The organism is Vibrio sp. TBV020, from assembly GCF_046056895.1.
Taxonomy (GTDB): domain Bacteria; phylum Pseudomonadota; class Gammaproteobacteria; order Enterobacterales; family Vibrionaceae; genus Vibrio.
The window spans coordinates 2,482,361-2,508,334 of sequence record NZ_JBEEAQ010000003.1 but is presented as its reverse complement, the minus strand read 5'-3'; the positions used below and the strand labels follow the sequence as shown (position 1 = coordinate 2,508,334).

24 protein-coding genes are annotated in these 25,974 nt (G+C 43.9%); 17 read left to right on the top strand and 7 right to left on the bottom strand.

Features of this window, described 5'->3' with window-relative positions; all coding sequences use genetic code 11:
- The first annotated feature begins 75 nt into the window (after positions 1-75).
- From rpsA to AAFX28_RS19320, 7 genes are all read left to right on the top strand, one after another.
- The gene (gene rpsA / locus AAFX28_RS19350; RefSeq protein WP_408690075.1) at positions 76-1,746 is read left to right on the top strand and encodes a 30S ribosomal protein S1; all 1,671 of its coding nucleotides are present in this window, start codon (positions 76-78) and stop codon (positions 1,744-1,746) included.
- Positions 1,747-1,957: 211 nt separating this feature from the next.
- The gene (gene ihfB, locus AAFX28_RS19345; RefSeq protein ID WP_171758787.1) at positions 1,958-2,239 is read left to right on the top strand and encodes an integration host factor subunit beta; all 282 of its coding nucleotides are present in this window, start codon (positions 1,958-1,960) and stop codon (positions 2,237-2,239) included.
- Positions 2,240-2,376: 137 nt separating this feature from the next.
- A complete protein-coding gene (locus AAFX28_RS19340; RefSeq protein WP_408690074.1) occupies positions 2,377-2,655 on the top strand; it encodes a LapA family protein in 279 nt (92 codons plus the stop codon).
- A 28-nt stretch (positions 2,656-2,683) separates the two neighbouring features.
- Positions 2,684-3,853 (top strand): lipopolysaccharide assembly protein LapB, encoded by a 1,170-nt coding sequence (lapB, locus tag AAFX28_RS19335; protein ID WP_408690073.1) that lies wholly within the window; start codon positions 2,684-2,686, stop codon positions 3,851-3,853.
- A gap of 90 nt (positions 3,854-3,943) precedes the next feature.
- A complete protein-coding gene (gene pyrF / locus AAFX28_RS19330) occupies positions 3,944-4,639 on the top strand; it encodes an orotidine-5'-phosphate decarboxylase (protein WP_408690072.1) in 696 nt (231 codons plus the stop codon).
- 175 nt (positions 4,640-4,814) lie between these two features.
- Positions 4,815-5,993, top strand: a complete 1,179-nt coding sequence (locus AAFX28_RS19325) for a hypothetical protein (protein WP_408690070.1) — start codon at positions 4,815-4,817, stop codon at positions 5,991-5,993.
- 15 nt (positions 5,994-6,008) lie between these two features.
- Positions 6,009-7,187 carry a hypothetical protein gene (locus AAFX28_RS19320; RefSeq protein WP_408690069.1) on the top strand — a complete coding sequence of 393 codons (1,179 nt, stop codon included), beginning with the start codon at positions 6,009-6,011 and terminating at the stop codon, positions 7,185-7,187.
- Between the two features lie 41 nt (positions 7,188-7,228).
- Here AAFX28_RS19320 and miaE read toward each other — a convergent pair whose 3' ends face one another.
- Entirely contained in the window at positions 7,229-7,999 is a 771-nt protein-coding gene (miaE, locus tag AAFX28_RS19315) for a tRNA isopentenyl-2-thiomethyl-A-37 hydroxylase MiaE (protein WP_408690909.1), read from the bottom strand.
- A 77-nt stretch (positions 8,000-8,076) separates the two neighbouring features.
- Positions 8,077-8,841: a DNA repair protein gene (locus AAFX28_RS19310; RefSeq protein ID WP_408690068.1), complete on the bottom strand. Its 765-nt coding sequence runs from the start codon at positions 8,839-8,841 to the stop codon at positions 8,077-8,079.
- 296 nt (positions 8,842-9,137) lie between these two features.
- On the opposite strand from AAFX28_RS19310, the gene cysB reads away from it, so the two are divergent.
- From cysB to AAFX28_RS19280, 6 genes are all read left to right on the top strand, one after another.
- Positions 9,138-10,112, top strand: coding sequence for an HTH-type transcriptional regulator CysB (gene cysB, locus AAFX28_RS19305; protein ID WP_053438304.1), 975 nt, complete (start codon positions 9,138-9,140; stop codon positions 10,110-10,112).
- Positions 10,113-10,166: 54 nt separating this feature from the next.
- Positions 10,167-11,366: a methyltransferase gene (locus AAFX28_RS19300; RefSeq protein WP_408690065.1), complete on the top strand. Its 1,200-nt coding sequence runs from the start codon at positions 10,167-10,169 to the stop codon at positions 11,364-11,366.
- A 287-nt stretch (positions 11,367-11,653) separates the two neighbouring features.
- On the top strand, positions 11,654-12,619 hold the full coding sequence (locus AAFX28_RS19295) for an ABC transporter substrate-binding protein (RefSeq protein WP_408690064.1): 966 nt from the start codon (positions 11,654-11,656) through the stop codon (positions 12,617-12,619).
- A gap of 67 nt (positions 12,620-12,686) precedes the next feature.
- Positions 12,687-13,613 carry an ABC transporter permease gene (locus AAFX28_RS19290; protein ID WP_408690062.1) on the top strand — a complete coding sequence of 309 codons (927 nt, stop codon included), beginning with the start codon at positions 12,687-12,689 and terminating at the stop codon, positions 13,611-13,613.
- Complete coding sequence (locus AAFX28_RS19285) at positions 13,610-14,404, top strand: ABC transporter ATP-binding protein (protein ID WP_408690061.1); 795 nt, start codon at positions 13,610-13,612, stop codon at positions 14,402-14,404. Before AAFX28_RS19290 ends, AAFX28_RS19285 begins: the two co-directional genes overlap by 4 nt.
- 138 nt (positions 14,405-14,542) lie before the next feature.
- On the top strand, positions 14,543-16,003 hold the full coding sequence (locus tag AAFX28_RS19280) for a diguanylate cyclase (protein ID WP_408690059.1): 1,461 nt from the start codon (positions 14,543-14,545) through the stop codon (positions 16,001-16,003).
- On the opposite strand, the gene dusC is transcribed toward AAFX28_RS19280, so the two are convergent.
- Positions 16,000-16,953: a tRNA dihydrouridine(16) synthase DusC gene (gene dusC / locus AAFX28_RS19275; protein ID WP_408690058.1), complete on the bottom strand. Its 954-nt coding sequence runs from the start codon at positions 16,951-16,953 to the stop codon at positions 16,000-16,002. The genes AAFX28_RS19280 and dusC overlap by 4 nt on opposite strands.
- Before the next feature lie 53 nt (positions 16,954-17,006).
- Complete coding sequence (locus AAFX28_RS19270) at positions 17,007-17,570, bottom strand: prepilin-type N-terminal cleavage/methylation domain-containing protein (RefSeq protein WP_408690056.1); 564 nt, start codon at positions 17,568-17,570, stop codon at positions 17,007-17,009.
- Between the two features lie 265 nt (positions 17,571-17,835).
- On the opposite strand from AAFX28_RS19270, the gene AAFX28_RS19265 reads away from it, so the two are divergent.
- The 4 genes from AAFX28_RS19265 (at position 17,836) to serS (ending at position 21,893) form a co-directional block, all read left to right on the top strand.
- On the top strand, positions 17,836-18,450 hold the full coding sequence (locus AAFX28_RS19265; RefSeq protein ID WP_408690054.1) for a YecA family protein: 615 nt from the start codon (positions 17,836-17,838) through the stop codon (positions 18,448-18,450).
- A gap of 93 nt (positions 18,451-18,543) precedes the next feature.
- The gene (gene lolA, locus AAFX28_RS19260; RefSeq protein ID WP_408690053.1) at positions 18,544-19,140 is read left to right on the top strand and encodes an outer membrane lipoprotein chaperone LolA; all 597 of its coding nucleotides are present in this window, start codon (positions 18,544-18,546) and stop codon (positions 19,138-19,140) included.
- A 2-nt stretch (positions 19,141-19,142) separates the two neighbouring features.
- Positions 19,143-20,489: a replication-associated recombination protein A gene (locus AAFX28_RS19255; RefSeq protein WP_408690051.1), complete on the top strand. Its 1,347-nt coding sequence runs from the start codon at positions 19,143-19,145 to the stop codon at positions 20,487-20,489.
- 96 nt (positions 20,490-20,585) lie between these two features.
- A complete protein-coding gene (gene serS, locus AAFX28_RS19250) occupies positions 20,586-21,893 on the top strand; it encodes a serine--tRNA ligase (RefSeq protein ID WP_408690050.1) in 1,308 nt (435 codons plus the stop codon).
- Positions 21,894-21,947: 54 nt separating this feature from the next.
- Here serS and AAFX28_RS19245 read toward each other — a convergent pair whose 3' ends face one another.
- The 3 genes from AAFX28_RS19245 to sppA form a co-directional block, all read right to left on the bottom strand.
- Positions 21,948-22,778 carry a lysostaphin resistance A-like protein gene (locus tag AAFX28_RS19245; RefSeq protein ID WP_408690048.1) on the bottom strand — a complete coding sequence of 277 codons (831 nt, stop codon included), beginning with the start codon at positions 22,776-22,778 and terminating at the stop codon, positions 21,948-21,950.
- Positions 22,779-22,919: 141 nt separating this feature from the next.
- Positions 22,920-23,936 carry an asparaginase gene (gene ansA / locus AAFX28_RS19240; RefSeq protein ID WP_408690047.1) on the bottom strand — a complete coding sequence of 339 codons (1,017 nt, stop codon included), beginning with the start codon at positions 23,934-23,936 and terminating at the stop codon, positions 22,920-22,922.
- Between the two features lie 158 nt (positions 23,937-24,094).
- Positions 24,095-25,945: a signal peptide peptidase SppA gene (sppA, locus tag AAFX28_RS19235; RefSeq protein WP_408690045.1), complete on the bottom strand. Its 1,851-nt coding sequence runs from the start codon at positions 25,943-25,945 to the stop codon at positions 24,095-24,097.
- Positions 25,946-25,974 lie beyond the last annotated feature (29 nt).

The window sequence follows — 25,974 nt, the reverse complement described above, 5'->3', positions numbered from 1 at the left end:
GATGATGACTGGCGAATTTAATAACCCCACGAGGTAGGATACCCGTGGACGTTTAATTTATTGAAGATTAAATAAATGACTGAATCTTTTGCTCAACTCTTTGAAGAGTTTCTAAACGAAACAGAATTCCAACAAGGTACTATCGTTAAAGGTACTGTAGTAGCTATCGAGAACGGTTTCGTTCTTGTAGATGCTGGTCTTAAGTCTGAGTCTGCTATCCCTGCTGAACAGTTCAAGAACGCTGCTGGCGAACTTGAAGTTGAAGTTGGTTCTGAAGTAGACGTAGCTCTAGACGCTGTAGAAGACGGTTTCGGTGAGACTCAACTTTCTCGTGAGAAAGCGAAGCGTCACGAAGCTTGGATCGTTCTTGAGAAAGCTTGTGAAGAAGCTGAAACTGTTGTTGGTATCATCAACGGTAAAGTTAAAGGCGGTTTCACTGTTGAACTAAACGGTATCCGTGCTTTCCTTCCAGGTTCACTAGTAGACGTGCGTCCTATCCGCGACACTGCTCACCTAGAAAACAAAGAGCTAGAGTTCAAAGTTATCAAACTTGACCAGAAGCGTAACAACGTAGTTGTTTCTCGCCGTGCAGTTATCGAGTCTGAGAACAGCGTTGAGCGTGATGAGCTTCTAGAAACTCTACAAGAAGGCGCAGAAGTTAAAGGTATCGTTAAGAACCTTACTGACTACGGTGCATTCGTAGACCTAGGTGGCGTTGACGGCCTACTACACATCACTGACATGGCTTGGAAGCGCGTTAAGCACCCTTCTGAGATCGTTAACGTTGGTGACGAGATCCAAGTTAAAGTTCTTAAGTTCGACCGTGAGCGTACTCGCGTATCACTAGGTCTTAAGCAGCTAGGCGAAGATCCATGGGTAGCAATCGCTAAGCGTTACCCAGAAGGTCACAAACTATCTGGTCGCGTTACTAACCTAACTGACTACGGCTGTTTCGTTGAAATCGAAGAAGGCGTTGAAGGTCTAGTACACGTTTCTGAAATGGATTGGACTAACAAGAACATCCACCCATCTAAAGTTGTTAATGTTGGCGACGAAGTTGAGGTTATGGTTCTTGAAATCGACGAAGAACGTCGTCGTATCTCTCTAGGTCTGAAACAGTGTAAAGCTAACCCATGGCAATCTTTCGCTGAAGCGCAAGCTAAAGGCGACAAGGTTACTGGTAAGATCAAGTCTATCACTGACTTCGGTATCTTCATCGGTCTAGAAGGCGGCATCGACGGTCTAGTTCACCTATCTGACATTTCTTGGAATGTTGCTGGTGAAGAAGCTGTACGTGAGTACAAGAAAGGCGACGAGATCTCTGCAGTAGTTCTAGCAGTAGATGCTGAGCGTGAGCGTATCTCTCTAGGCGTTAAGCAAATGGAAAATGACCCATTCAATGCTTACGTTGCAGACAACAAGAAAGGTACTCTAGTTAACGGTACTGTTGTTGCAGTAGACGCTAAAGGCGCAACTATCGAGCTAATCGAAGGCGTAGAAGGTTACATCCGCGCTTCTGAAGTTTCTCGTGACCGCGTAGAAGACGCTTCTCTAATCCTAAGCGCTGGTGACAGTGTTGAAGCTAAGTTCACAGGTGTAGACCGTAAGAACCGCGTAATCAACCTATCTATCAAAGCTAAAGATGAAGCTGAAGAGCAAGAAGCAATGGCTTCACTGAACAAAGCAGACGATGCTTCATTCGGTAACGCTATGGCTGACGCTTTCAAAGCAGCTAAAGGCGAATAATTAAATCGCTTTTAAGAAAAAGGGGCCGAAAGGCTCCTTTTTTATGTTTACGTGATAACTAGTAGTAATACCAATCTCTTCAAGATGTTCTGAAAAAAGTACTTTTTCATTACACGCATTGTTCAATTATTGTCTAAAATTGAAAGCAAGTGTTTGTTGGAACTGGTATTACTTACTATAATAAGTGATAAATTACTCTATGAGGGCAACTATGACTAAGTCTGAATTGATTGAAAGACTCTGTGCAGAACAGACGCACCTTTCAGCTAAAGAGATAGAAGATGCTGTAAAAGATATTTTAGAGCATATGGCATCAACTCTAGAAAGTGGCGATCGCATTGAGATCCGTGGTTTCGGTAGCTTCTCTTTGCACTTCCGTGAACCTAGAGTTGGTCGTAACCCGAAAACTGGTGACAAAGTAGAACTGGAAGGTAAATACGTTCCACACTTCAAACCAGGTAAAGAATTACGTGAGCGCGTAAATCTCGGGTAAATACGTAATCTATTGCTAAAAAAGCGGCATACATATGTATGCCGCTTTTTTATAACTCGAATTACTCAGATAACCATGGTTTGTTTGGAGCTTTTACTGCATAATCGTACGGCAGAACTAATCTTAGGTGATGGACTATGAAAATTATAAAAATCGTTCTTGTACTGGCCCTATTCTTAATTGCACTGGCATTAGGCTCTCAGAATCAAGCTGTTGTGACATTTAACTACCTTATCGCTCAAGGTGACTTTCACCTATCTACGCTGCTAGGTGTCGTATTCGTTGTAGGCTTTGCCCTCGCTTGGTTAGTATTTGGTGGCTTACACCTCAAATCTCAGCTCCAGGTTCGTAAACTGAAGAAGAAGCTCAATAAACTTTCTCCTCCAGTAACGGAACCGACTCAAGAGAAAGCTTAACAAGATTTATTAGGTAGGCTGTTACTTGATGTTAGAAATTCTCTTCTTATTACTACCAATAGCCGCAGCATACGGCTGGTATATGGGTAATCGAAGTGCCCAGCAAGATAAGCAGAAACAATCTAATCAAATATCTCGTCAATACGTGACGGGTCTAAACCTGCTTTTGTCAGATCAGTCTGATAAAGCGGTTGATCACTTTATCGAACTTCTCCAGGTGGATAACGAAACGATTGATACGCATTTGGCGTTAGGTAATCTATTTCGTTCACGAGGAGAAGTTGATCGCGCTATTCGCATTCACCAAAACCTCATCTCTCGTTCGGGTCTTACGATCGATCAGAAAAACATCGCACTTCAGCAATTAGCAAAAGACTATATGGCGTCTGGCTTTTTAGATCGTGCTGAAAAAATCTTTGAACAGCTTGTTGATGAACCTGACCATCGTGAAGCTGCACTGCAGCAGCTTGTCGCAATTTACCAGCAGACACGTGAGTGGAGCAAAGCTATTCATTACGCTTCACTATTAGTGAAGATGGGCCGTAAGCGCATGCGTACGAGTATTGGTCACTTTTGGTGTGAACTTGCCATGCAAGAACAAGCTGATGGCAACCAAACTCAAGCAAAACAGAATTTTAAGAAAGCACTATCAGAAGATCCAAAGTGTGTCAGAGCCAGTATTGCCCTTGGTAAGCTTTATCTTGAAGACGAAGACTACCAGAGTACGATTCAGCATCTAGAAACGGTTCTTGAGCAAGACAGTGACTTTGTTAGTGAAGTCTTACCGACCTTAGCCGAGTGTTACCATCATTTAGGCAGAGAAGATGAGCTACTTAACTTCTTGCGCCAATGTATCGTGAATAAAGCCGGCGTGTCGGCTGAGCTAATGCTTGCTCAAATGGTGGCGAAGCATGAAGGGCCGGGAGCGGCTCAAGAGCTGCTGACTCGACAGTTGGTTAAGAATCCGACCATGAAAGGTTTCTATCGTTTGATGGACTATCACTTGGCTGAAGCTGAGGAAGGGCGAGCTAAAGCCAGTCTTGATACGCTACAGAAGCTGGTTGGCGAACAACTCAAAGTGAAGCCTCATTATCGTTGTCGAAAGTGCGGATTCTCAACTCATTCGATGTATTGGCATTGTCCATCCTGTAAAGGGTGGGGAACGATCAAGCCGATCCGTGGATTGGATGGCGAATGATTATTAAAGATTGGGTATATCCCATAATAAAATGGCAGCGGTGATCCCGCTGCTTTTTTTCGGTTTGTTTAAAGTAAGTTAGGAGATGAAATGATCGACCAAAAAGTTATTGTTGCACTGGATTATGATAACCAAGCAGACGCACTCGCTTTTGTTGATAGAATCGACCCAAGCTCTTGCCGTTTAAAAGTCGGTAAAGAGATGTTCACACTATTTGGTCCTGATTTCGTTAAAGAGTTACACAAGCGTGGTTTCTCGGTATTCCTAGACCTTAAGTTCCACGATATTCCTAATACATGTTCTAAAGCAGTACGAGCTGCCGCAGAAATGGGCGTTTGGATGGTGAACGTTCATGCCGGTGGCGGTGAACGTATGATGGCTGCTTCACGTGAGATTCTTGAACCTTACGGTAAAGACCGCCCGCTGCTTATTGGTGTGACGGTTCTAACTAGTATGGAACAGAGCGACTTAGCAGGAATTGGCTTAGATATTGCGCCTCAAGAGCAAGTAATTCGCCTAGCAAACTTAACCAAAAATGCAGGTTTAGACGGTGTAGTGTGTTCAGCACAAGAAGCGTCAATGTTGAAAGGTGAGCTAGGTAAAGAGTTCAAACTCGTTACTCCAGGTATTCGTCCAGCAGGCGCAGCTGTTGGTGACCAAAAACGCATTATGACCCCAGTAGATGCAATTCAAGCGGGTTCTGATTACCTAGTTATTGGGCGTCCTATCACTCAAGCGTCAGACCCAGCTGCGGTACTGGCTGAGATTAACGCAACACTTGCTTAATCAAATATAACGAACCAATAAAGCCAGCATCTGCTGGCTTTTTTATCCTTAGAAGGTAAGTGGTTACTAGCGTATATGTCGATCAATATCCCAAAGGTATTATTAAATTACGAGATATTTATAACACCCCTCTAAATTAGATTATAAGCTTACGTTATATACATTTAGGGAGTGAATGATGGACGGATACGAATCGCGCCCAAAGCATATTAGTAAGTTAACACCTGACGAGTTAAAACTAGAGAAAGAACTGGTCCGAAAGAAAAAGGCCAAGGTGTTACAGTACATTGATCAAACTAAACACCTTTCTCAAGGCTTTCGCTTAGTAAATCAAAAAGATTACCAGTCGGAACTAGCACGACTAAAATCGGAACTAACGTCGAAACAGTTCCTATCAACTGAAGAAGGTCAAGTTTCTAAGCTGATGTATGACATCCTGACTGATGATGCACACTTGGTTGAATACTTGGACGATGACCTAAAATCCTATCTCATAAAACCTTCCGTGGGAAAAGCAAAACTCGATACTAAGTCGATGACTCAAGCCCAGCGCAATCAAGTTGCAAATACAAAACTGAAACGAAAACAGCTGTTTTTGATGTACAAGGAGATTATCCACGCTCAAGTTGAACTGCGTACTTTTGCCAAGACGGTTGCCTCTGCGTTTAATGGTGAGCTCAGTGAGCCACCTGGAGCATTTGGTGGGATCAAAAGCTTTAGCGGTGCGTTAGCAAAAATGACCACCCGTGATAGAGATAGCTATATTGGCGAACTGAAAGATTGTGCTCGTATGACAGTGATGTTCGATTCTCTGACAGCACTGCACGCAGCAAAGCTCTTTATTTGTCGCACCGAAGAATTTCGCAAAGTTGCTCATAACCAAAACGCTTTGAAAGACCGATATTCGTTTGCGAAAGGCAAATCTAGTTTGGCTAAATACAGTAAAGGCGCAACGGGCTCTGGCTATCGAGATATCAAGTTCTTCCTTCAGCTCTCAAGTGGGCAAATAGCTGAACTCCAACTCAACATACCAGGAATGCTTGTGGCGAAAGCCAAAGAGCACATTATTTACGATATTACTCGAACCACTAAAGATTTATCCAAAGAGTTCAAAGTTTCCAGCCAAGAGGTATTGGATACAGTGAAGCGTAAAATGGATAAAAACTGGTTTAGCTTTATTCATGACAATGTCCCTAAGGCGCGTGACGAGTTAAAAATCGCACAGAATATGATTCATCGTCTCCATCAGTCAGGTAGCTTGATTGTTTCCCCGAAAGAGGCTGAGGCACTAAATAAAATAGGTAGAGAGCTTTACGCTCAGGGAATGAATGGTAGAGCCCTGCTGGGTCATTAATTTGGAGATACTTCAATGACAGATACATTATCCGCTTCAGTTGGTAGTGATGCGCTTTCTGATGCAGCAAATAAAAAAGTGACCGTCGGAGATGTCGCTAAGATTAAAGCCGAAGTGCTCAAACGAATCAATCAATCAGCACATCTGTCACAAGGATTTAGGCTGGTAAATCAAAATGAATATCAGTCTAGCCTTGCCGAGCTTCGGGGTAAGTTGAAATCTAAGAGTTTTCAGCAAACCGAAGAAGGCAAGATGTGTAAATTGATGCATGACATTCTGACCGATGATGCACATTTAGCCGAGTATTTAGACGAAGACATTGCCCAGTATCTAGAAACAAACGCGGCGGGCAAGAAAGTACTGAACACCAAAGCGATGGACTTTCATGGCAAGAACCAAGTTGCTAATGCCAAATTAAAACGTAAGCAATTATTCTTGATGTTTAAAGAAATTATTCAAGCGCAAGTTGAGCTCAATACGTTTGCGGAGCGTTTGCGAATTGCGTTTGACGCAGAGATCAGCTTTCCACCAGGAGCCTATGGGGGGATCAAAAGCTATAGTGGAGCGCTGGCAAAAATTACCAGTCGTGTGCGCAGTAATGACGTTGGCGATTTGAAAGATTGCGCTCGTATTACGGTGAAAGTTAAAAAGTTTCGTGACCTTCAAGCAGCTAAACTGTTTATATGCGGAACTGAAGAGTTCCAAGCGTTAGCCACACATCAAAAGGCTTTGAAAGACCGTTACCAACTCGCAAGTCATGGTAGTAATTTAGAACAGCACAATGTTGCCCCTGACAGTAGTGGTTATAAAGACATTAAGTTTTTCCTCAAAATGAGTGGCGGACAAATTGCGGAACTTCAGCTCAATATTCCGGGAATGTTGATTGCTAAGAAGAAAGCACACATTGTTTATGATATCGCCCGTACGAACCAAGCAGCCTTTGATAATAGGCAGCAGTTTCAAGTGACGAATCCTGAGGTGATCGAGAAGGTCAAAAAGAAGATGGATGATAACTGGTTTGGCTTTATTCGAGAAAAACTAGAAGGAGTTGGTCCGGATGCGGCTTGTGTAGAGTCTATGATGGATGTATTGAAGAGCCGCGGGACTTTAGTCATTGAACCCAAGCAAGCTGAAGCTTTGAATCGAATTAGTAAAAAGCTCTATGCAGCAGGGCTAGGGGAGGCTCTCTTATAGCTTCTATAAAAAAGGATGCTTTGATGCATCCTTTTTTCTTTCTAAGCAGGTACACCGCTGTGAAATTTGAAATCGGTGTCTGGTGAGGAAATTAGCTCGGCTTCAAGTTTGCCAAAGTAATTTACTCGCTCAGAGATATCTTTCCCCGCAATCTCTTCAGCGAGCGTCAGGTAGTCTTGATAGTGCCTTGCTTCAGAACGAAGTAAAGAAACATAGAATTTAGCGATATCTTCATCCATATGAGGTGCTAGCTTAGCAAATCGTTCACAAGAGCGCGCTTCGATGTAAGCGCCAATAATCAGCTTGTCGATAAGCGTCTGTGGTTCATGAGTGGCCATATTACTGATCAACCCCTTGGCATAGCGACTGGCTTGTACTGGCTCATACGCGATACCACGGCTGTCCATGATCTCAAGTACTTGGTAGAAGTGATGCAGTTCTTCCTTGATCAGTAACACCATCTTATCAATCAAATCTTGGCTATAAGGGGAGTTGGATTTCGCCATGATTGCTTTCGAGATATTGCTTTTACCTTTCAGGGTTTCAAGGCTACCGGTTTTGCGGTAAGCGAAATCTTCGTAAGGCTTAAACCAATCTAATAGGTTATGGGTACTTTCTTTATCAACCGCATATTTACGAATTAAGAGCATTGCGGATTGTCCCGCCTTCAACTCACACATCAAATGGTCAATCAGTACGACGTTTAGGTTTTCAGGTTTGCGAGCTTCTTCTACCCATTCGTCTGGGGTGCTGCATTGAAGAAAACCATTGATTGGTTCTAATAGAGACTGGTATTGGTCTAGGTCGATCATCTTGGACATAACTTTACAAAATAAATAGAAAAAGGCCGCTACTGCGACCTTTTTGAAAACAACTGAGCGGAGTTATATTACCACTTTTTCTTCTCACCGAAGAGGGCATCCATATCGTTCTGACGTTGGTTTTCTTCGATTTGATGAAGTTCTTCTGCATTCTTACTTTGACGTTTAGATTCTAACTCGTCATACATGGTTTGCAGTTTTTCACGCGCTTGATTTGAGTAAGCGTCGTTTTTAGTACTGAGTGCGTCTAAGCCTTTCTTCAGTAACTGAATTGCTGTGCCAGGTTGACCACGTACAATCGCATCATTCGAACGCTTGATAACATTTTCGATATTGATACGTACTTGAATCGTTTCTAGGCGTGCATTTTCAGTCACGTAAGCTTGAGTTTCAAAGCGGCCTTTGTTGTGTTCACTACGGATTGTATCGCGTAGGCGTTTCACAAGCTTAAGCATAACAATCGCTTGTTTATCGCTGCTCGGAACTTTAAAACTTGTGCTTTCGCCACCTTTGTAGTTTTCTTCAAGTTGCTTAATTTGATCTTTAACGTGAGCAACACGTTGTTCAAGGTGCTTATTTTTCGGATCAAGTTCATGCATATTCTGAACTGCATCTAGGATACGAGTATTCAGACACACTAGTAATTCTTTACTATATGGCATGTGATGAGCGTGGCCGATAAGCTCTTCGGTTGCATCGATAATCTGCAGGAAACGCGAACTCTCCTGTTTACGCGCTGTTTCTGCTTTAACCTTATACTGAAGCATAATGTTATAGCCAAGAACTAACACCAGCAAGATGGCAACTAAAGCTATGATTAAACCAATATTCATAAATTCCGTATCTTATGTTTTTTAGTGGCTAGCCGTTAAGCATACACGATCCTGCCATGCGACTGTAACTGTTTCGCATTATTGCTCAACTTAGTAATTTTATTAATGAAAAATCGCTTTGCAAAGCTCATTCTGAGTAATTGGTTGCAAAATAGGCGCCACACGCAAAAAACTGCCCACTTTTCCAAACACTCGTTCCAATTTGACTATCAATTTCACTTCTTAGGCGTTATAACTAAATATTATAAACTATGTTTGCTCGCTGTGCGGCGTCGATAAGGGATTACGAGGTCTGAATGAAATTACAACAATTGAAGTATATTGTTGAGGTCGTTAACCATAACTTAAATGTTTCTGCTACCGCGGAAAGCCTTTACACTTCTCAACCAGGTATCAGTAAGCAGGTTCGTCTGTTAGAAGATGAGCTTGGAATTCAAATATTTGAACGTAGTGGTAAACACTTAACTCAAGTGACGGGAGCCGGAGAAGACATCATCCGAATCTCTCAAGAGATCCTCGCGCGAGTAGAAAGCATCAAAGCCGTTGCAGGTGAACATACTCACCCTGAAATGGGCACACTCAACATCTCCACTACTCATACTCAAGCGCGCTACGCACTTCCTGATGTTATTAAAGGCTTTACTGCCCGCTACCCTAAAGTGTCGCTGCACATGCACCAAGGTACGCCTTCACAAATGTCTGAGGCTATTGCTAAAGGGACAGCAAATTTTGCCATTGCAACAGAAGCACTTCACCTGTATCAAGATGCCATCATGCTTCCTTGTTATCACTGGAATCGCTCAATTGTAGTGCCTAAAAACCATCCATTAGCCCAAAAAGAGAAGGTAACGATTCAAGACCTCGCTTCTTTCCCATTGGTCACTTACGTGTTTGGTTTTACAGGCCGTTCAGAGCTGGATACCGCGTTTAACAAATATGGCCTAACTCCTCGCGTTGTGTTCACGGCGACAGATGCAGATGTGATTAAGACCTATGTTCGAATGGGCATCGGTGTTGGTGTGATTGCAAGTATGGCGATTGACCAAGAACAAGACACGGATCTTGTTGCTATCGATGCGAGTCATATCTTTGGTGCGAGTACGACAAGTATTGGTTTCAGACGCGGCACCTTCCTTCGTTCATACATGTTTGATTTTATGGAGCGCTTTGCACCGCACTTGACGCGACCTGTTGTCGAGCAAGCATTGTCACTTAAATCGAATGCTGAAATTGAAGAGATGTTTAAGGATATTGACTTACCAGTGCGTTAATCCGCTACCATCTCTGCTGACTTCCCTCTACACTACGCTTTTCAGGGGGAAGTCATGTTACACCAGTTCAAATCACTCGATCAGTTCTTAGTCGACAACCAAGTATTTTGGCGTTTTGAGCCATTCTTCTCGAGCCATTCGGCTGTGCTTCCTTGGCAAGATAGTCATACTTTACTCTCTCAATGGCTAGATAGCTTATCCCCTGAATCTATCGAACAATTTAAGCAAGACAACGACGCGCTTGTAGAGGCAATGTCGGCGTATCTGCCAGAAGTAGCACTTATCTCCCGTTGGACTAATTTACCAAAGCTTGAACTTGACGGACTGAGTCTAGCTCGTGGTGTAGATACAGGTGTGCCGGGTAGAAAGCTGGCTCAGATTGTTTCTATGGGGGAAGCGGCTCTAAATGCTCATGAGGGCGAAGAATGGCTAGAGTGGTGTTCTGGCAAGGGGTTTTTAGGCCGTATTTTAGCTAGTCAATCAGGGCAGCGTGTAACAAGCTTTGAATATCAACAAGCTCTCTGTGAGTCTGGGCAACATGAAGCAGATAAGCAGAGACTTTCGATGAACTTCGTCCAAGGTGATGCTTTTAGCCCAGAATCCATTCGAGCCTTTCACTCTAATCAACATGCGGTTGCATTACATGCTTGTGGCGATCTCCACGTATCACTGATTAATAAGGGGGTTGATAAACAACTCCCTGCAATGACCTTCTCTCCATGTTGTTACCATCTGATTCAAGACGAATGTTATCAGCCAATGTCTGAGGCAGCGAAGGAATCTAAGTTGAGCTTAAATAAATCAGAACTGCGTATACCGCTTCAAGAAACCGTAACTGGTGGGGAGCGAGTGAAAAAACATAGAGTAGAGGAAATGACTTTCCGGCTTGGATTTGACTTGTTACTAAGAGAAGTCCTTAGCCTTGAGGAATACCAACCGATTCCAAGTATTAAGAAGTCCCAGCTTTCTGAAGGGTTTGAGGCTTTCTGTCTATGGGCGAGCGATAAAAAAAGCATTGCATTGCCAAAGGTCGACTTTGTTAAGTATGAAGAAAAAGGTCTTCAACGTTATTGGCAGATGGAGCGAATGAGCTTGGTTCAGCAACCCTTTAGACGTGCTCTTGAGCTTTGGTTAGTTCTTGATAAGGCGCTTTTCTTACAACAGAGTGGTTATCAGGTCACGTTGTCGCAGTTTTGCTCACGAGAAACAACACCTCGCAACATTTTGGTTCATGCGGCGAAGCAACAAAAGTAACCTGCATCTCCTTTTGTTATTTAAATGTTAAAATCTACTTTTCTTTTCATCGGCTTACTGGTAGTAATTAATGTGCACATAAATTGTGCAATTTGAAAAATACAAACTTGTAAACACAACAAAATTATTGCTTACACCAAGCCATTTTATACCCATCCTTCGCCATTCTATACGGCAGGAAGTAAAGGTTGGTTAACTCAGTTTGAAAGCGCACTCATCTAGGTATGGTCCGCTAGAGACAGGAATGTTTGATGTTCAATGGATTGGTATCACATCAAGGAGTTAAGATGAAAGCAGGAAAAGTTATTGCGGCCGCTGTTCTCGCAGGTGTCACATTACTCTCGTCTACCAGTATTATGGCGAAAACGGCAAAAGTGGCTGTTTCGCAAATTGTAGAGCACCCAGCATTGGATGCCACTCGCCAAGGTTTGATTGATGGACTTAAAGCCAAAGGTTATGAGCAGGGTGAGAACCTCGAGTTTGATTACAAAACCGCGCAAGGCAACCCTGCTATTGCAGTGCAAATCGCTCGCCAATATGTGGGTGAAAAGCCCGATGTATTAGTGGGTATTGCAACTCCTACCGCTCAAGCGTTAGTGTCAGCGACACGTTCAATTCCAGTTGTATTTACTGCAGTAACTGATCCAGTCGGTGCTAAGTTGGTTAAGAGCCTTGAGCAACCTGGAAAAAATGTCACAGGCCTATCTGATCTTTCCCCAGTTAGTCAGCATGTGGAGCTGATTAAAGAAATTATGCCGAGCGTTAAATCGATTGGTGTGGTGTTTAACCCAGGTGAAGCGAATGCAGTAACCTTGGTTGACTTACTTAAAGAAAGCGCCAAAGCACAAGGGATCCAAGTTGTAGAAGCGACAGCACTCAAAAGTGCAGATGTGCAATCAGCGACTCAAGCTATTGCGGCGAAATCTGATGTTATCTATGCACCGACTGATAACACAGTAGCTAGTGCGATTGAAGGTATGATTGTCGCAGCTAATCAAGCAAAGACACCAGTGCTAGGTGGGGCAACGTCTTATGTTGAGAAAGGCGCGATTGCAAGCTTGGGCTTTGATTACTACCAAGTTGGCGTACAAACTGCGGACTACGTAGCAGCCATTATTGAAGGTGCTAGCCCTGGTTCGTTGGATGTAAAAGTAGCGAAAGGTTCTGACTTGGTTGTGAATAAAACCGCCGCTGCAAAACTGGGACTTTCTATCCCTCAATCTGTACTTGAGCGAGCAACAAGCGTTAAGTAAATGCTTACCTCAAACCAGTTTCTGGCTGGTTTGAGGTTATCTCATTTTTGCAGAAAGGGAGTAGTCGATGTCTGCTTTTGCATTTTTTGGTGCCCTTGAAATAGGTCTGTTATACGGACTCGTTGCTCTGGGCGTGTATTTAACTTTTCGTGTTCTCGACTTTCCAGACTTAAGTGTTGATGGAAGCTTCCCTATGGGGGCCGCAGTTGCCGCGACGGCGATTGTCTCGGGGATTAATCCTTGGGTAGCCACCTTTATGGCAGTAATTGCTGGTGCTGCTACCGGTTGGGTTACCGCTTTTCTTGCTGTTCGATGTGGCATTCTCCACTTACTCGCGTCGATACTGACCATGATTGCCGCTTTCTCCATTAATATTCGCATTATGGGACGCCCGAATGTTGCGCTGTTGGGTGAGGAAACCATCTTGACGCCATTTGAAGTAATCGGTGACCCGATGTTAATTCGCCCGTTAGTGGTTGGTGTATTAGTGCTTGTTTCAGCATGGCTCGTGGTCCGTTTATTAAATAGTGATTTCGGCCTTGGCCTAAGGGCAACCGGCGTGAATGCGCGTATGGTTTCTGCTCAAGGTGCGAGTACCGCGTTTTACACCTATTTTGGCCTTGCTTTATCCAATGGTTTTGTTGGGTTTGCTGGCGCATTGTTCGCACAAACTAACAGCTTTGCTGATGTGACTTCTGGTGTGGGTACGATTGTTGTCGGTCTTGCAGCGGTTATTTTAGGCCAAACGCTTATCCCAGGGCGCAAGATTTGGGTTGCGGTTGTTGCGGTCATTGTCGGTTCTGTTTTGTACCGCTTAGCCGTCGCTTTCGCTTTAAGTACCGGTATGTTTGGACTGCAAGCGTCAGACCTTAACTTAGTGACGGCTGTACTCGTTGCTGCTGCATTGATTGCACCAAAAATTAAGGGAAACCTTAAAGCAAAAAAGCGTAGTCGCCCTCAAGCTCAAGGGAAAGAGTCAGGAGAAGTAGCATGATTCGATTAGAAGACATTCAAGTGACATTTAATCCAGGCACTATCCTTGAAAATAGAGCGCTGAGAGGCGTGACATTAGAAGTGCCTGAACATCAGTTTTTAACGGTTATTGGATCGAACGGAGCCGGTAAATCAACCTTACTTGGAGCTGCAACAGGTGAAACGCCTATGGTCGGTGGCAAAGTGATTATCGACGAGCTAGACGTAACGAAACAAACCGTCGATCAAAGAGCCAAGCAGTGCGCCCGTGTATTCCAAGACCCTTTAGCGGGAACGTGTGGTGAGCTGACTATTGAAGAAAATATGGCCCTTGCTTATATGCGTGGAAAAAAGCGTGGGTGGAGCCTCTCGCTATCCTCTAAGCGTCGAAAACTCTTCCAAGAGAGAATCAGCATTCTTGGACTAGGTTTAGAAGACCGCTTGGGCGACAGCATAGGGCTACTTTCTGGTGGACAGCGTCAAGCAGTGAGTCTTGTTATGGCGACATTGTCTGATAGTAAGGTGTTATTACTCGATGAACATACCGCAGCTCTCGATCCGAGGATGGCCGCATTTATTATAGATCTAACTAAGAAGGTGGTTTCTGAGTTCAATCTAACGGTGATGATGGTGACGCACTCGATGAAGGATGCTTTAGCCTGTGGCGATCGTACCGTGATGTTACACCAAGGTGAAATCGTCTTAGACGTGGCTGGAGAGCAACGGAAGAATATGCAAGTCCCTGATTTATTAGAAATGTTCTCCAAAGTGAGAGGAGAAGAATTGGCAGATGATAGTTTGCTATTGAACTAATCATGATGCCATCGAATTTGCTGAAGACTTTTCCTACTTTGCAAACATACGATATGTGTCATAATTGATACAATTACGTCTCCAAGCCTATCTGTTGTGCTTAATCTATAGATAGGCTTGTTTTTGTTAGAGGAAGGAATGCAAGTAAAAAGGCACTATAGTTTAAAGTTTGTATTTTTGATGCCTTTAGTGCTTGCTTCGGTTGTACTGGCTTTAACCGGCAAGAACTATTACGATTCGGTTAATCGCGATATCAATGAAGAGTATGGCCGTGTTGTTGAGGCGCTGTCACGTGCAAGCAAAGTGATTAGCGCGATTGACTACAGTTTTTCTAACTACTCCAAGTCCCACTATATTTTGATGTTAGAGCACAACAGCCATGTGAAAGATGGGTTGTGCCAGATGTGGCCGATTGACGCTCTGTTATTGTCGGAAGGGCGCCATCATGAAATTCCCGCGGTAGATATAAACTACATGCTGGTGGGTGAGGCTGACCTATGTAACCCAGACAGTGAACAGTATAAACGTGCATCTGGGCAAGTTTCTTTCGCTCCTGTGTTGTCATTTCTGCATGACATTGACGCGTACCTTTTAGGGATTCATTACATCGACCGAGAAGGCTATTTAATGTCTTCACCTGATACGTATGCTCGAAGTATCACTACTGAATTACTTACCACAATTAAAGCTCGCCCTTTTTGGCAGCAAACCGCTCACAATAAAGACTTAATTACCATCTCAGGGCCAGCCCCGCTTGTGACGACTAATACGCTTATTTTAGGTATGTCGATGCCTGTTTATCTCGGTGATGTACATCAGGGAATGATTTCTCTCGATATCTCTTATGATGAATTATTGAATACCGATGGCAAACTAGCTGGTGATTTAGGGATTATAGATACTGCGCATATCTCTTTACCTGAGAACGCATTTCGACCTAAGTTTTTGCAGTTAGACGGCGTTTCTGGCTCACACACACTGTTTTATCAGTTTGAAATGAGCAAAGAGCTGCGCAATTTTGTCACCTTTGAACGATACAGCTTAGCGGTCGTTGCCTTTATCTATCTCTTGTCCGTCATTGTTCTATTTTTCATCAATACTCGAGTTGAACATAGCTATTTTAAAGAGTTAGCGGCTAAAGACCCGATGACAGGCTTGTTAAATCGACGTGGTTTGGAAGCGACGCTAAAGAACTCGGTACATAGTGATTATATTGCTATAGCCGTATTAGATATTGATAACTTCAAAGCGATTAATGATACCTATGGGCATGATGTCGGTGACAAAGTGATCACTTACATGGCAGATCAAATTGATATGAACATTCGTCATAGTGATGTTGCCGCGCGAATTGGTGGAGAAGAGTTTGTGATTTACATGACTGGAAGCGATAAAGCCTTGCTGGAAAAGGGCATGTTGCGAGTGCAAAAGTCGATTGTCCAACGCGCAGGTTTAGCGGTTGAAGGAGGCTTTACCGTTTCTGGTGGGGTTACAATCGTGACTAAGAATGAAAATAGCAGCTTTGAAGTGATGTTCAAAGCTGCGGACGAAAAGCTTTATCAAGCCAAAACGACGGGTAAAGATAAACTGGTATTCTAGGCTGTTGCCAGTTCATCGCGGTAGCGAGTAATGTACTCAACAATTGGAGCTGCTTTGTTAAAGGTGCGAATTTCTCTAAACAAGTCAGCCGCTTCAGGATATTGCTGACGTAGATACGAGAACCATTGTTTAACGCGGTTCGGGTAATAAAGCCCTTTATCACCTTTCATTTCATATTGAGAGTATACCAGCAACAGCTCAACGACTTCAGACCAAGGCATGACTTTATGGTTGTGTTTCACCACATTGCCAAGGTTCGGTACGTTAAAGGCTCCGCGGCACACCATCAGCGAATCCACACCAGTTGTCTCAATACATGCCTGACCATCTTGGTAGTTCCAAATTTCACCGTTGGCAATTAATGGAATAGAGAAACGTTCTCTAATCTGGTTGATGTAATCCCATTTAATTTCACTGGCTTTGTAACCGCCGGTTTTAGTGCGCGCATGAACGGTTAACTCGTTGGCGCCTGCGCTTTGGATAGCGTCAACAATTTCGAAGCAATCTTCTGGGTTATCCCAGCCTAGACGAATCTTGGCGGTAACAGGAGTGTTTTGAGGAACAGCATCACGGCAAGCTTTTACGACGTTGTGAATGAGCTCAGGGTGCTGAAGTAACGCGGCACCACCTTTACTTTTGTTAACCAGTTTTGCTGGGCAACCGAAGTTGAGGTCGATGCCTCTCGCCCCTAGTTCTGCTGCGCGAATTGCGTTTTCAGCCATCCATTTAGGATCTTGACCAAGCAATTGCACGTGTACAGGAACACCAGATTTAGTTTGCGAGCCTTGCAGTAGCTCTGGACACAAACGATGAAATACATGATCAGGCAATAGCTGATCGACAACCCGAACAAACTCAGTGACACATAAATCATAGTCATTGATGTCCGTTAGGATTTCTCTCATCAAATGGTCTAATACGCCCTCCATTGGGCCCAATACTACTCGCATAAAAAACGCCTCTGTTTAGGGAGGCGTGATTTTAGAGGGTAGGGCGATAAATGTCACGAGCTGGATGCCATTTCAAACGTTTGTCGAGTTTCGCCTGTAAGAGGAGAGTAGTAAAGAATAGGGAGTCTCTCTTCAATGGTGAAGCTAGGGGTGTAATAGTAATAACACTCGTTGCCTGAAGTGTACCAACTGACGATCTCTTCTTCTGACGGTAACACCGTGCCTGGATCGTCGTGCTGTGAACGAATGGTAAGATCGGTATCAACCAATGCATTCCATAACAACACACAATCTCCGCCACGGATGAGAATGTTATCGTTGTCATTGGGAGGAAGTGGGGTTCGATCTACAGAAATAGGAAATCCTGTAGATGATGGATACACGTCACCATTGCCGTAATCGACGATTCCAGTTGGTTCGCCTTCCGTTAGCCATTTGGAATGATAAAAACTGACCGAGGCTTCAAAACTGGCAAATGCAGCGTCAGCACGAGCTAAATGCGCATCTCGTTGGTAATTTAGAAAGCGCGGGGCTGCAGTCACGGCAAGTACACCGAGAATGACAATGACAACAACCAATTCAATGAGGGTAAAACCTTTATTTCTATAAATCTTCATTTCAGATACTACATAAAATAAAACGAATGTAAGAAAATGTAACGCTGCGCATCATGCACCTCGATTTCAAATTCTCAAAGAGAAATAAGCGTCCATTAAGAAAAAAAGGCTAGGCAGTAAGTCCGTGTAGCTAGCCGTGACGGGAATAGTGTCGAAAAACTTACAAGGAGAGGCTATCGAGTCAGGGAGGAAAGTCTCGAAGTGACCCAGCGCCTTGCATAGGGTTATAATGCTCTCAGATTATGACTAACACTAGAAAATGATAATGAAGTATCAATTACTGACACTCGCAGACTCAATTACTGAAGAATCACCAATGTTCGTTGAAGGTTTGACTTTAGCGGCAAATATGGCGACCAAGCCGCTAGCCCCTGAAACGTGGCTACCTTCTGTTTTTGCAGATCAAGCTGAAGCGGCGAAAAGCGCGATTGAAGGTCATATTAATCAGCAATACAGTTTTCTCAAACGCAACGAGTACTCGCTGCTGGCTTTACTAGAAGATGATGCTCAACAAGAGCAGTTGGCGGACTTTGCTGAAGGCTACATGACATTGTGGCCAACGATTGAAGAACAATGGATGGAAGTGAGCGTCGGTGATGGCACATTACGTATGCTACAAGCGATGTTGACGACGTTCATGTTAGCCATCGACGAAGCTCAAACGCAACAACAGATGAAAGAGTCAGGCATTGAGTGTCCACCAAGCTTAGGTGATTTCTTAGACCAAATTGATTTGATGATTTCAGAGGTTGCTCAGGCCGCTGATGAAGCCATGGTTGGTGCAAAGGCGCAAAGTGTTAATCCATATAAAGATATCGGCCGTAACGAGCCTTGTCCGTGTAACAGTGGCAAGAAGTTTAAACAATGCTGCGGAAAGTAGTTTTTCATGAGAACAAACTTTACCTTCTCTGGTCAAAGAGATGTGCAAAGTAAGTTATAACTAGACTACACCAACAATCAGGATAAGAACTTAATGAAAAAATTGGCTGTTTTATTTTTGATGAGCTTTTCTGTATTGGCAGCGCCAAAAGATGAGCTTAGCCAACGACTACAAAAGAATGATGGTTTCAGCGCTGATTTTGCGCAGCAATTGATTAGCCCTGAAGGTGATGTCGTCATGGAAGGTCAAGGGAAAGTCGAAATTGCTCGACCAAGCTTATTCCGTTGGACAACGACTTCACCAGATGAAAACGTACTTGTATCTGATGGCCAGTCACTTTGGTATTACAGCCCGTTTATTGAACAGGTGAGTATTTACTGGCAAGAACAAGCAACAGAGCAGACTCCGTTTGTTTTGCTGACTCGTAACCGTGCCAGCGACTGGGATAACTACAAAGTTGAGCAGCAAGGCGACACGTTTATTCTAACCCCGACTGCGGTGGACAGTAACCAAGGTCAATTCAAGTTAAGCATTGATGAAAAAGGCGCAGTTCAAGGCTTCAGCGTAGTTGAGCAAGATGGCCAACAAAGTAACTTTACGTTCAACAACATCAATCTAAACAAGCCACAGGCTAACCGTTTTACTTTTGTTATTCCTGAAGGTGTAGAGGTCGATGACCAAAGGAACTAAATGTGAGTAACTACTCATTCGATTTTTCAGGGGACGAAGACTTTCGTCCTCTTGCCGCTAGAATGCGACCAGAAACACTCGACCAATACATAGGTCAGCAGCATATTTTGGGCGTTGGTAAGCCCTTACGCAAAGCACTAGAAGCTGGACATATCCACTCGATGATTTTGTGGGGGCCTCCAGGCACTGGAAAAACGACGCTTGCGGAAGTTGCAGCGAATTACGCGAACGCGGAAGTAGAGCGTGTTTCAGCAGTAACATCTGGAGTGAAAGAAATTCGAGCTGCGATTGAAAAAGCACGTGAGAATAAACTGGCGGGTAGACGCACGATTCTATTTGTCGACGAGGTCCATCGTTTCAATAAATCCCAGCAAGATGCTTTTTTGCCGCATATTGAAGATGGCACGGTGACATTTATCGGAGCCACGACTGAAAACCCTTCTTTTGAGTTAAACAACGCACTGCTATCACGAGCTCGCGTGTACAAACTTACATCACTCGCTCAGCAAGATATTCGCTTAGCGCTTGAGCAAGCGATTCAAGATGATGAACTAGGTTTAGGTCAAGTTGAAGCTTCTTTCGCTGAAGGTGTATTGGACAGACTTTCTGAGCTTGTTAATGGTGACGCACGTATGTCACTTAACTACTTAGAACTTCTTTATGATATGGCTGATGAGGATGAGCAAGGTACGAAAGTGATTACCTTGCCGCTTTTGGCTGAAGTTGCCGGAGAAAAAGTCTCACGTTTCGATAATAAAGGCGATATTTGGTACGACCTAATTTCGGCAGTACACAAGTCTATTCGTGGTTCTAATCCTGATGCAGCGCTCTACTGGGCCGCGAGGATGATCGCTGCGGGTTGCGATCCTCTTTATATCGCGCGCCGATTGCTTGCCATAGCATCAGAAGATATCGGTAATGCTGACCCTAGAGCGATGCAAGTTGCGCTATCTGCTTGGGATTGTTTTACTCGTGTAGGTCCCGCTGAAGGGGAAAGAGCGATTGCTCAAGCGATTGTTTACTTGGCATGCGCACCAAAAAGTAACTCTGTGTACAACGCATGGAAGCAAGCGCTTCGTGACGCCCATAACTTACCTGAGTACGAAGTGCCTGTGCATTTACGTAATGCACCTACCTCTTTGATGAAAGATCTTGGTTATGGTCAAGAATATCGATACGCCCATGATGAGCCAGGCGCTTATGCGGCAGGAGAAAGGTACCTACCACCAGAAATGGCTGATACCCGATACTATCAACCATCAAACCGAGGCTTAGAAACCAAAATTGGCGAAAAGTTAGATTACTTGGCTAGTTTAGACGCAAAAAGCCCACAAAAGCGCTATGAATAAGCGGTCTTTTTAGATACATTTGTTCGGTTAATATTTTTAGCGTTTGAGCACGATGCTTGAACGCGATTTCACAACTAAAAAAGCATAGGATTAACAATGCTGGATTCTAAATTACTTCGTACAGAGCTGGATGAAACAGCTGCAAAACTAGCGCGTCGTGGCTTTAAGCTAGACGTAGACACAATCCGTACACTTGAAGAGCAACGTAAGTCGATTCAAGTAGAAGTTGAAAATTTACAATCCACGCGTAACTCCATCTCTAAGCAGATCGGTCAGAAAATGGCTGCTGGCGATAAAGAGGGTGCTGAAGAAATTAAAAAGCAAATCGGTACACTTGGTAGCGATCTAGAAGCGAAAAAGGTTGAACTGGCTGAAATCCAGAACAAACTTGAAGACATCACGCTTTCTGTTCCTAACCTTCCTGCTGATGAAGTGCCTGACGGTAAAGACGAAGAAGATAACGTAGAAGTTTCTCGTTGGGGTACACCAAAGACTTATGACTTCGAAGTGAAAGATCACGTTGATCTAGGTGAAATTGCTGGTGGTTTAGACTTTGCTAGCGCAACTAAGATCACGGGTGCTCGCTTTATCGTAATGAAAGGTCAATTTGCTCGTCTACACCGTGCAATTGCTCAGTTCATGCTAGATCTTCACACTGACGAGCATGGTTACTCAGAAATGTATGTTCCTTACCTAGTGAATGCAGACAGCCTATACGGTACTGGTCAGCTTCCTAAGTTTGGTAAAGACCTATTCCACACTGAGCCGCTAGAAGAGAAAGTAAACGACGAAGAACCACGTAAACTGTCTCTAATCCCAACAGCTGAAGTACCTGTAACGAATATGGTTCGTGACACAATCTCTGACGAAGCTGACTTACCACTTAAGATGACGGCGCATACACCATGTTTCCGTTCTGAAGCAGGTTCTTACGGTCGTGATACTCGTGGTCTAATCCGTATGCACCAGTTCGACAAAGTTGAGCTAGTTCAGATCACTCGTCCAGAAGATTCAATGGATGCGCTAGAAGAGCTAACAGGTCACGCTGAGAAAGTTCTGCAACTTCTAGAGCTTCCTTACCGTAAAGTTGTTCTATGTACTGGTGACATGGGCTTCGGTGCACGTAAGACTTACGACCTAGAAGTTTGGGTTCCAGCTCAAGAAACTTACCGTGAGATCTCATCTTGTTCAAACATGTGGGACTTCCAAGCTCGTCGTATGCAAGCTCGTTTCCGTCGTAAAGGCGAGAAGAAACCTGAGCTAGTACACACGCTAAACGGTTCTGGTCTAGCGGTTGGCCGTACTATGGTTGCTATCCTTGAAAACAACCAAGAAGCTGATGGCCGTATCGCAATCCCAGCAGTACTACAGAAGTACATGGGCGGCGCAACGCACATCGGTTAATTGTCTGGATTAAAATTAGAAGCCAGCTCAATTGAGCTGGCTTTTTTGTGCCTGTTATCCACGAAGAATCGGGTAGGTATAGAAGAGTAAATGACTGAAATTAAATAGGAAGTGAACCAAAACTGCAGCCCATAATCTGCCAGTCATATGGAAAATCAAACCGTAGCCAAGTCCTGCCAGCGAAGCGAAAACAATTAGTAGCGGACCGCCCGCAAAATGGGCTAATCCAAATAACAGGCTCGCAACCACAACGCCGATATACGCCCCATATTTATTCGTTAACTTTTGTTGGATAAAGCCACGAAACAAGGCTTCTTCAGCAACACAAGTGAACAAGAGGTTGTTCAAAGCGAACAGCCACCACCAATTAGGAATAGAAAACTCAGGTTTTATTGCGCCTAGTAGTGAAGCAACAGGCAGTAACGCGAACAATGGCAGCGATATTGACAATATGGCTCGATAGTTGGTGTTACGTTTTACTCCCAATAAAGCAGGGAAAGCGACAAGAAGAGCAAAGAACGCGATTGGCTTATCGAGGTTCAAGTACATGTTAAAGTTTGCACTGAAAGGGCCAGCTTGAACATTTTGAAGTACATGCGGGTTATTAAAGCCAGGTATCCAATGGAGAAAGAGTGCGAGACAACCAATAATGACAAAAGCTGAATATATTGTTGGTGGTAGCCAAGGTTTATCTTTGAGGTAGTACGCCGCGGCTAAAAAGGTAACAACGAAAATCAACCCTATTGGTGATACAACGCTGGCGATTAAGCCACCAAGAAGCGTAACTGCAAGCAAGCTCAAAGAGACTTTCGGCATTTTGAGAAATGCCGCGAGAATGGACGTACCTAAAAGAAACCAAACCCATATAGTGTGATCGATGTGCATAATGTGAAATTGATTGCGATTGAAAAACGCATAATGAAGTAAATTGTTACTCGGAACAAGCGTGCTTCAGCTCATCAGATCACTGATATAAAAAGAAAAAGCCGACATTATGTCGGCTTTTTCTTTGTGTCAGGGTATCGATTAGATACTCATTTCACCGCGTAGCACTTGTTGCATCTTCACTTTTACTTGATCGTAGCTTAAGCCTTGGCTAAGTAGGAAGTGTAGTTTTGCTAGTGCAGCTTCTGGTGTCATATCGTAACCACTAATCACACCTGATTCCGCAAGAGCACAGCCTGTCGCGTAACCGCCCATGTTAACTTTGCCCGCTAAACATTGGGTTAGGTTCACCACAATAACACCACGTTCAGATGCATCTTTTAGGTGGCCTAGTAGCTCAGGGTTTTGCGGAGCATTACCCACGCCAAATGTCAGTAGGATCATTGCATTCACAGGTTGTAGCAATGTGTTGCGGATAACTTCATGCGATATGCCAGGATACATGGTGATCACACCAATTGGCTGAGGCGTAATATCATGAACTTTAAACTCGCCTTCAGGTACTTTGCCCACTTCAATATCACTGCTGATTTGAATGTTGATACCTGCTTCAAGTAGCGGTGGTAAGTTTGGAGAAGTGAAAGCATTGAAGCCATCTGCATGAGACTTAGTGCTGCGGTTACCGCGCATTAATTTGTTATTGAAGAACAGCGTTACTTCGTTAATTGGGTAATTTGCAGCAATGTGCAGCGCATTGAGCAGGTTTGCTTGACCGTCTGAACGAAGCTCTGCAAGTGGGATCTGCGAGCCAGTAACGATGACAGGTTTACCTAGGTTCTCAAACATAAATGATAATGCAGAAGCGGTATAAGCCATGGTATCGGTACCATGCAAAATGACGAAGCCGTCGTATTTGTCATAGTTATCACGGATATCATCAGCGATCTGCTGCCAATCAGCTGGTGTCATATCAGAGGAGTCGATTAGAGGGTCGTACTCATGAATCGTAAACTCAGGCATTTCTGGACGATGAAATTCCGGCATGCTTGCGAGTTGCTTTTCCATAAAGCCTGCGACTGGCACGTAACCGTGGTCATGTGATTTTTGCATACCAATGGTACCGCCGGTGTATGCGATATAAATATGTTTTCTTGCCATTGCTTGGAAACCAGTTAATTGTAGGGGGAACAGAGCGGGGGATTATATATCAATCTTAGCCAATAAAAAGGGGCATCCCGCACAGGAATCCCCCTCTATAATGACTATGTAAAACGTTATGTTGTATAAGTGCGCTTAACTCATCGTTAATTGCGCAACTATTGTACTTGGCAGTTCAAACAAAACGCATATTGCCCTTTAGGGTCATTGAAGCTTTGTAGCATGTTAGCATCTTGAATCACTTGCGTTGCGACAGGTTGTAGGGCTTGTGGCAATAGTGCCGTCGCATCTAGACCTAAGCTAACTTTAACTTGATTCATAAAGTCTTGAATAAACTGCTGTGCAGGTGAAAGTGGTTCTTCAACCCAGTACAGGTTGTATTGTTCAACTTCTGCAAGTTCTGCTGCAAGCTTGACAGCATCATCAAAATCGCCAATCTTGTCGATCAACCCGAACTCTAACGCGTCCTGACCTGTCCAAACACGTCCTTGAGCAACTTCATCTACACTATCCACTGGAATATCTCTCGACTGACTAACTAGACCAATGAAGCGCTTGTAGCCATGCTCAATACCCATTTGGAACGCTTGGGACGCGCCATCTGATAATCCGGTTGTTACACCTACATCAGAAAATGGAGAAGTGCCTACACCATCTGTGTATATTCCAAGGTTATTCAACCCTTTTTCGAAGGTAGTAATCACGCTGAAGATACCAATCGAGCCTGTAAGAGTTGTTGGCTGAGCAACGATGCGGTCTGCACTCATAGAAATCCAGTACCCTCCCGATGCTGCAAGGCTAGACATTGAGGCAACTACTGGCTTACCTGCTTCTTTCAATGCCTCAATTTCATTACGTATGACTTCTGACGCGAACGCACTACCACCTGGGCTGTCTACACGTAGAACAACCGCTTTCACTTTGTCATCATTGCGTGCTTGGCGAAGCAGCGCAGCTGTTGTGTCGCCTCCTACAGTGCCACGAGGCTGAGCGCCATCCATGATTGCACCACTCGCGACTACCACCGCAATATCATCTTGAGCTAGATTGAAATTCGGCGCTACGCTTGCTTGGTACTCATAGAAACCAATATGGTTGTAGCTATCTTCTCCGTTACTACCGAACACTTCGATAAGATCTTTGCGAACCTGCTGACGAGTTGCCAGTTGATCAACTAGACCTTCGTTCAGTGATAGGGCCGCTAAGTCACCGTTATTTTTCTTTAGTAGCTCTAGGAATGTGTTCATATCAGGAGTCAGTAATTTAGGCTCTAGTTGACGGTTTGAAGCCACATCATCAATGTAAGCGCCCCAAAGCTGCCCTAACCAACGAGATGCTGACTCTTTTGCAGCATCAGACATATCGTTACGAATAAATGGCTCGATGGCTGATTTGTACGTACCGACACGGAAGACGTGCGTGTTCACATCGAGCTTTTCTAGTAGTGTCTTGTAGTAAAGAGAATAGGCACTATAGCCTTTAAGCATAACCGCACCATCAGGCGCTAAATAAATCTTATCAGCGTAGCTTGCAAGGTAGTATTGGCTTTGGTTGTAAATATCACCGACAGCATAAATTGGTTTACCCGAGGCTTTAAACTCGTTCAGTGCTTTTGCGATATAACGTAGTTTCGTTAGGTTCGTTTCTGGCAGGTCACGTAAAGCAAGTACCAGGCCACTGACTTGTTGGTCGTCTTTGGCGTGACGAATTGTGTCGACAATATCAAACAGTACGTTTTCTTTAGGCAGGTCTTTACCAAAAAATGAACCGGTTAAAGAATCCATAGGGTTTACATAAGTTGGCTGCTCTACGATTGGGCCTGAGATATTGACGATTAATGCTGACTCTTTTGGCACAGTCGGAGCCGGAGTTTCAGCACTTGTGTAGATGAAATATATAGCGCCAATACTTGCGAGAAAGACGAGGTTAACAAGAGCAAGGCGAATAAAGGTGATGAGTTTCCAAATCCCTTTAAAGAACATGCCGATAAATTTAAATATTGTTTTCATTTTATCTCCGCTGCGACGTGCGCAGTTTA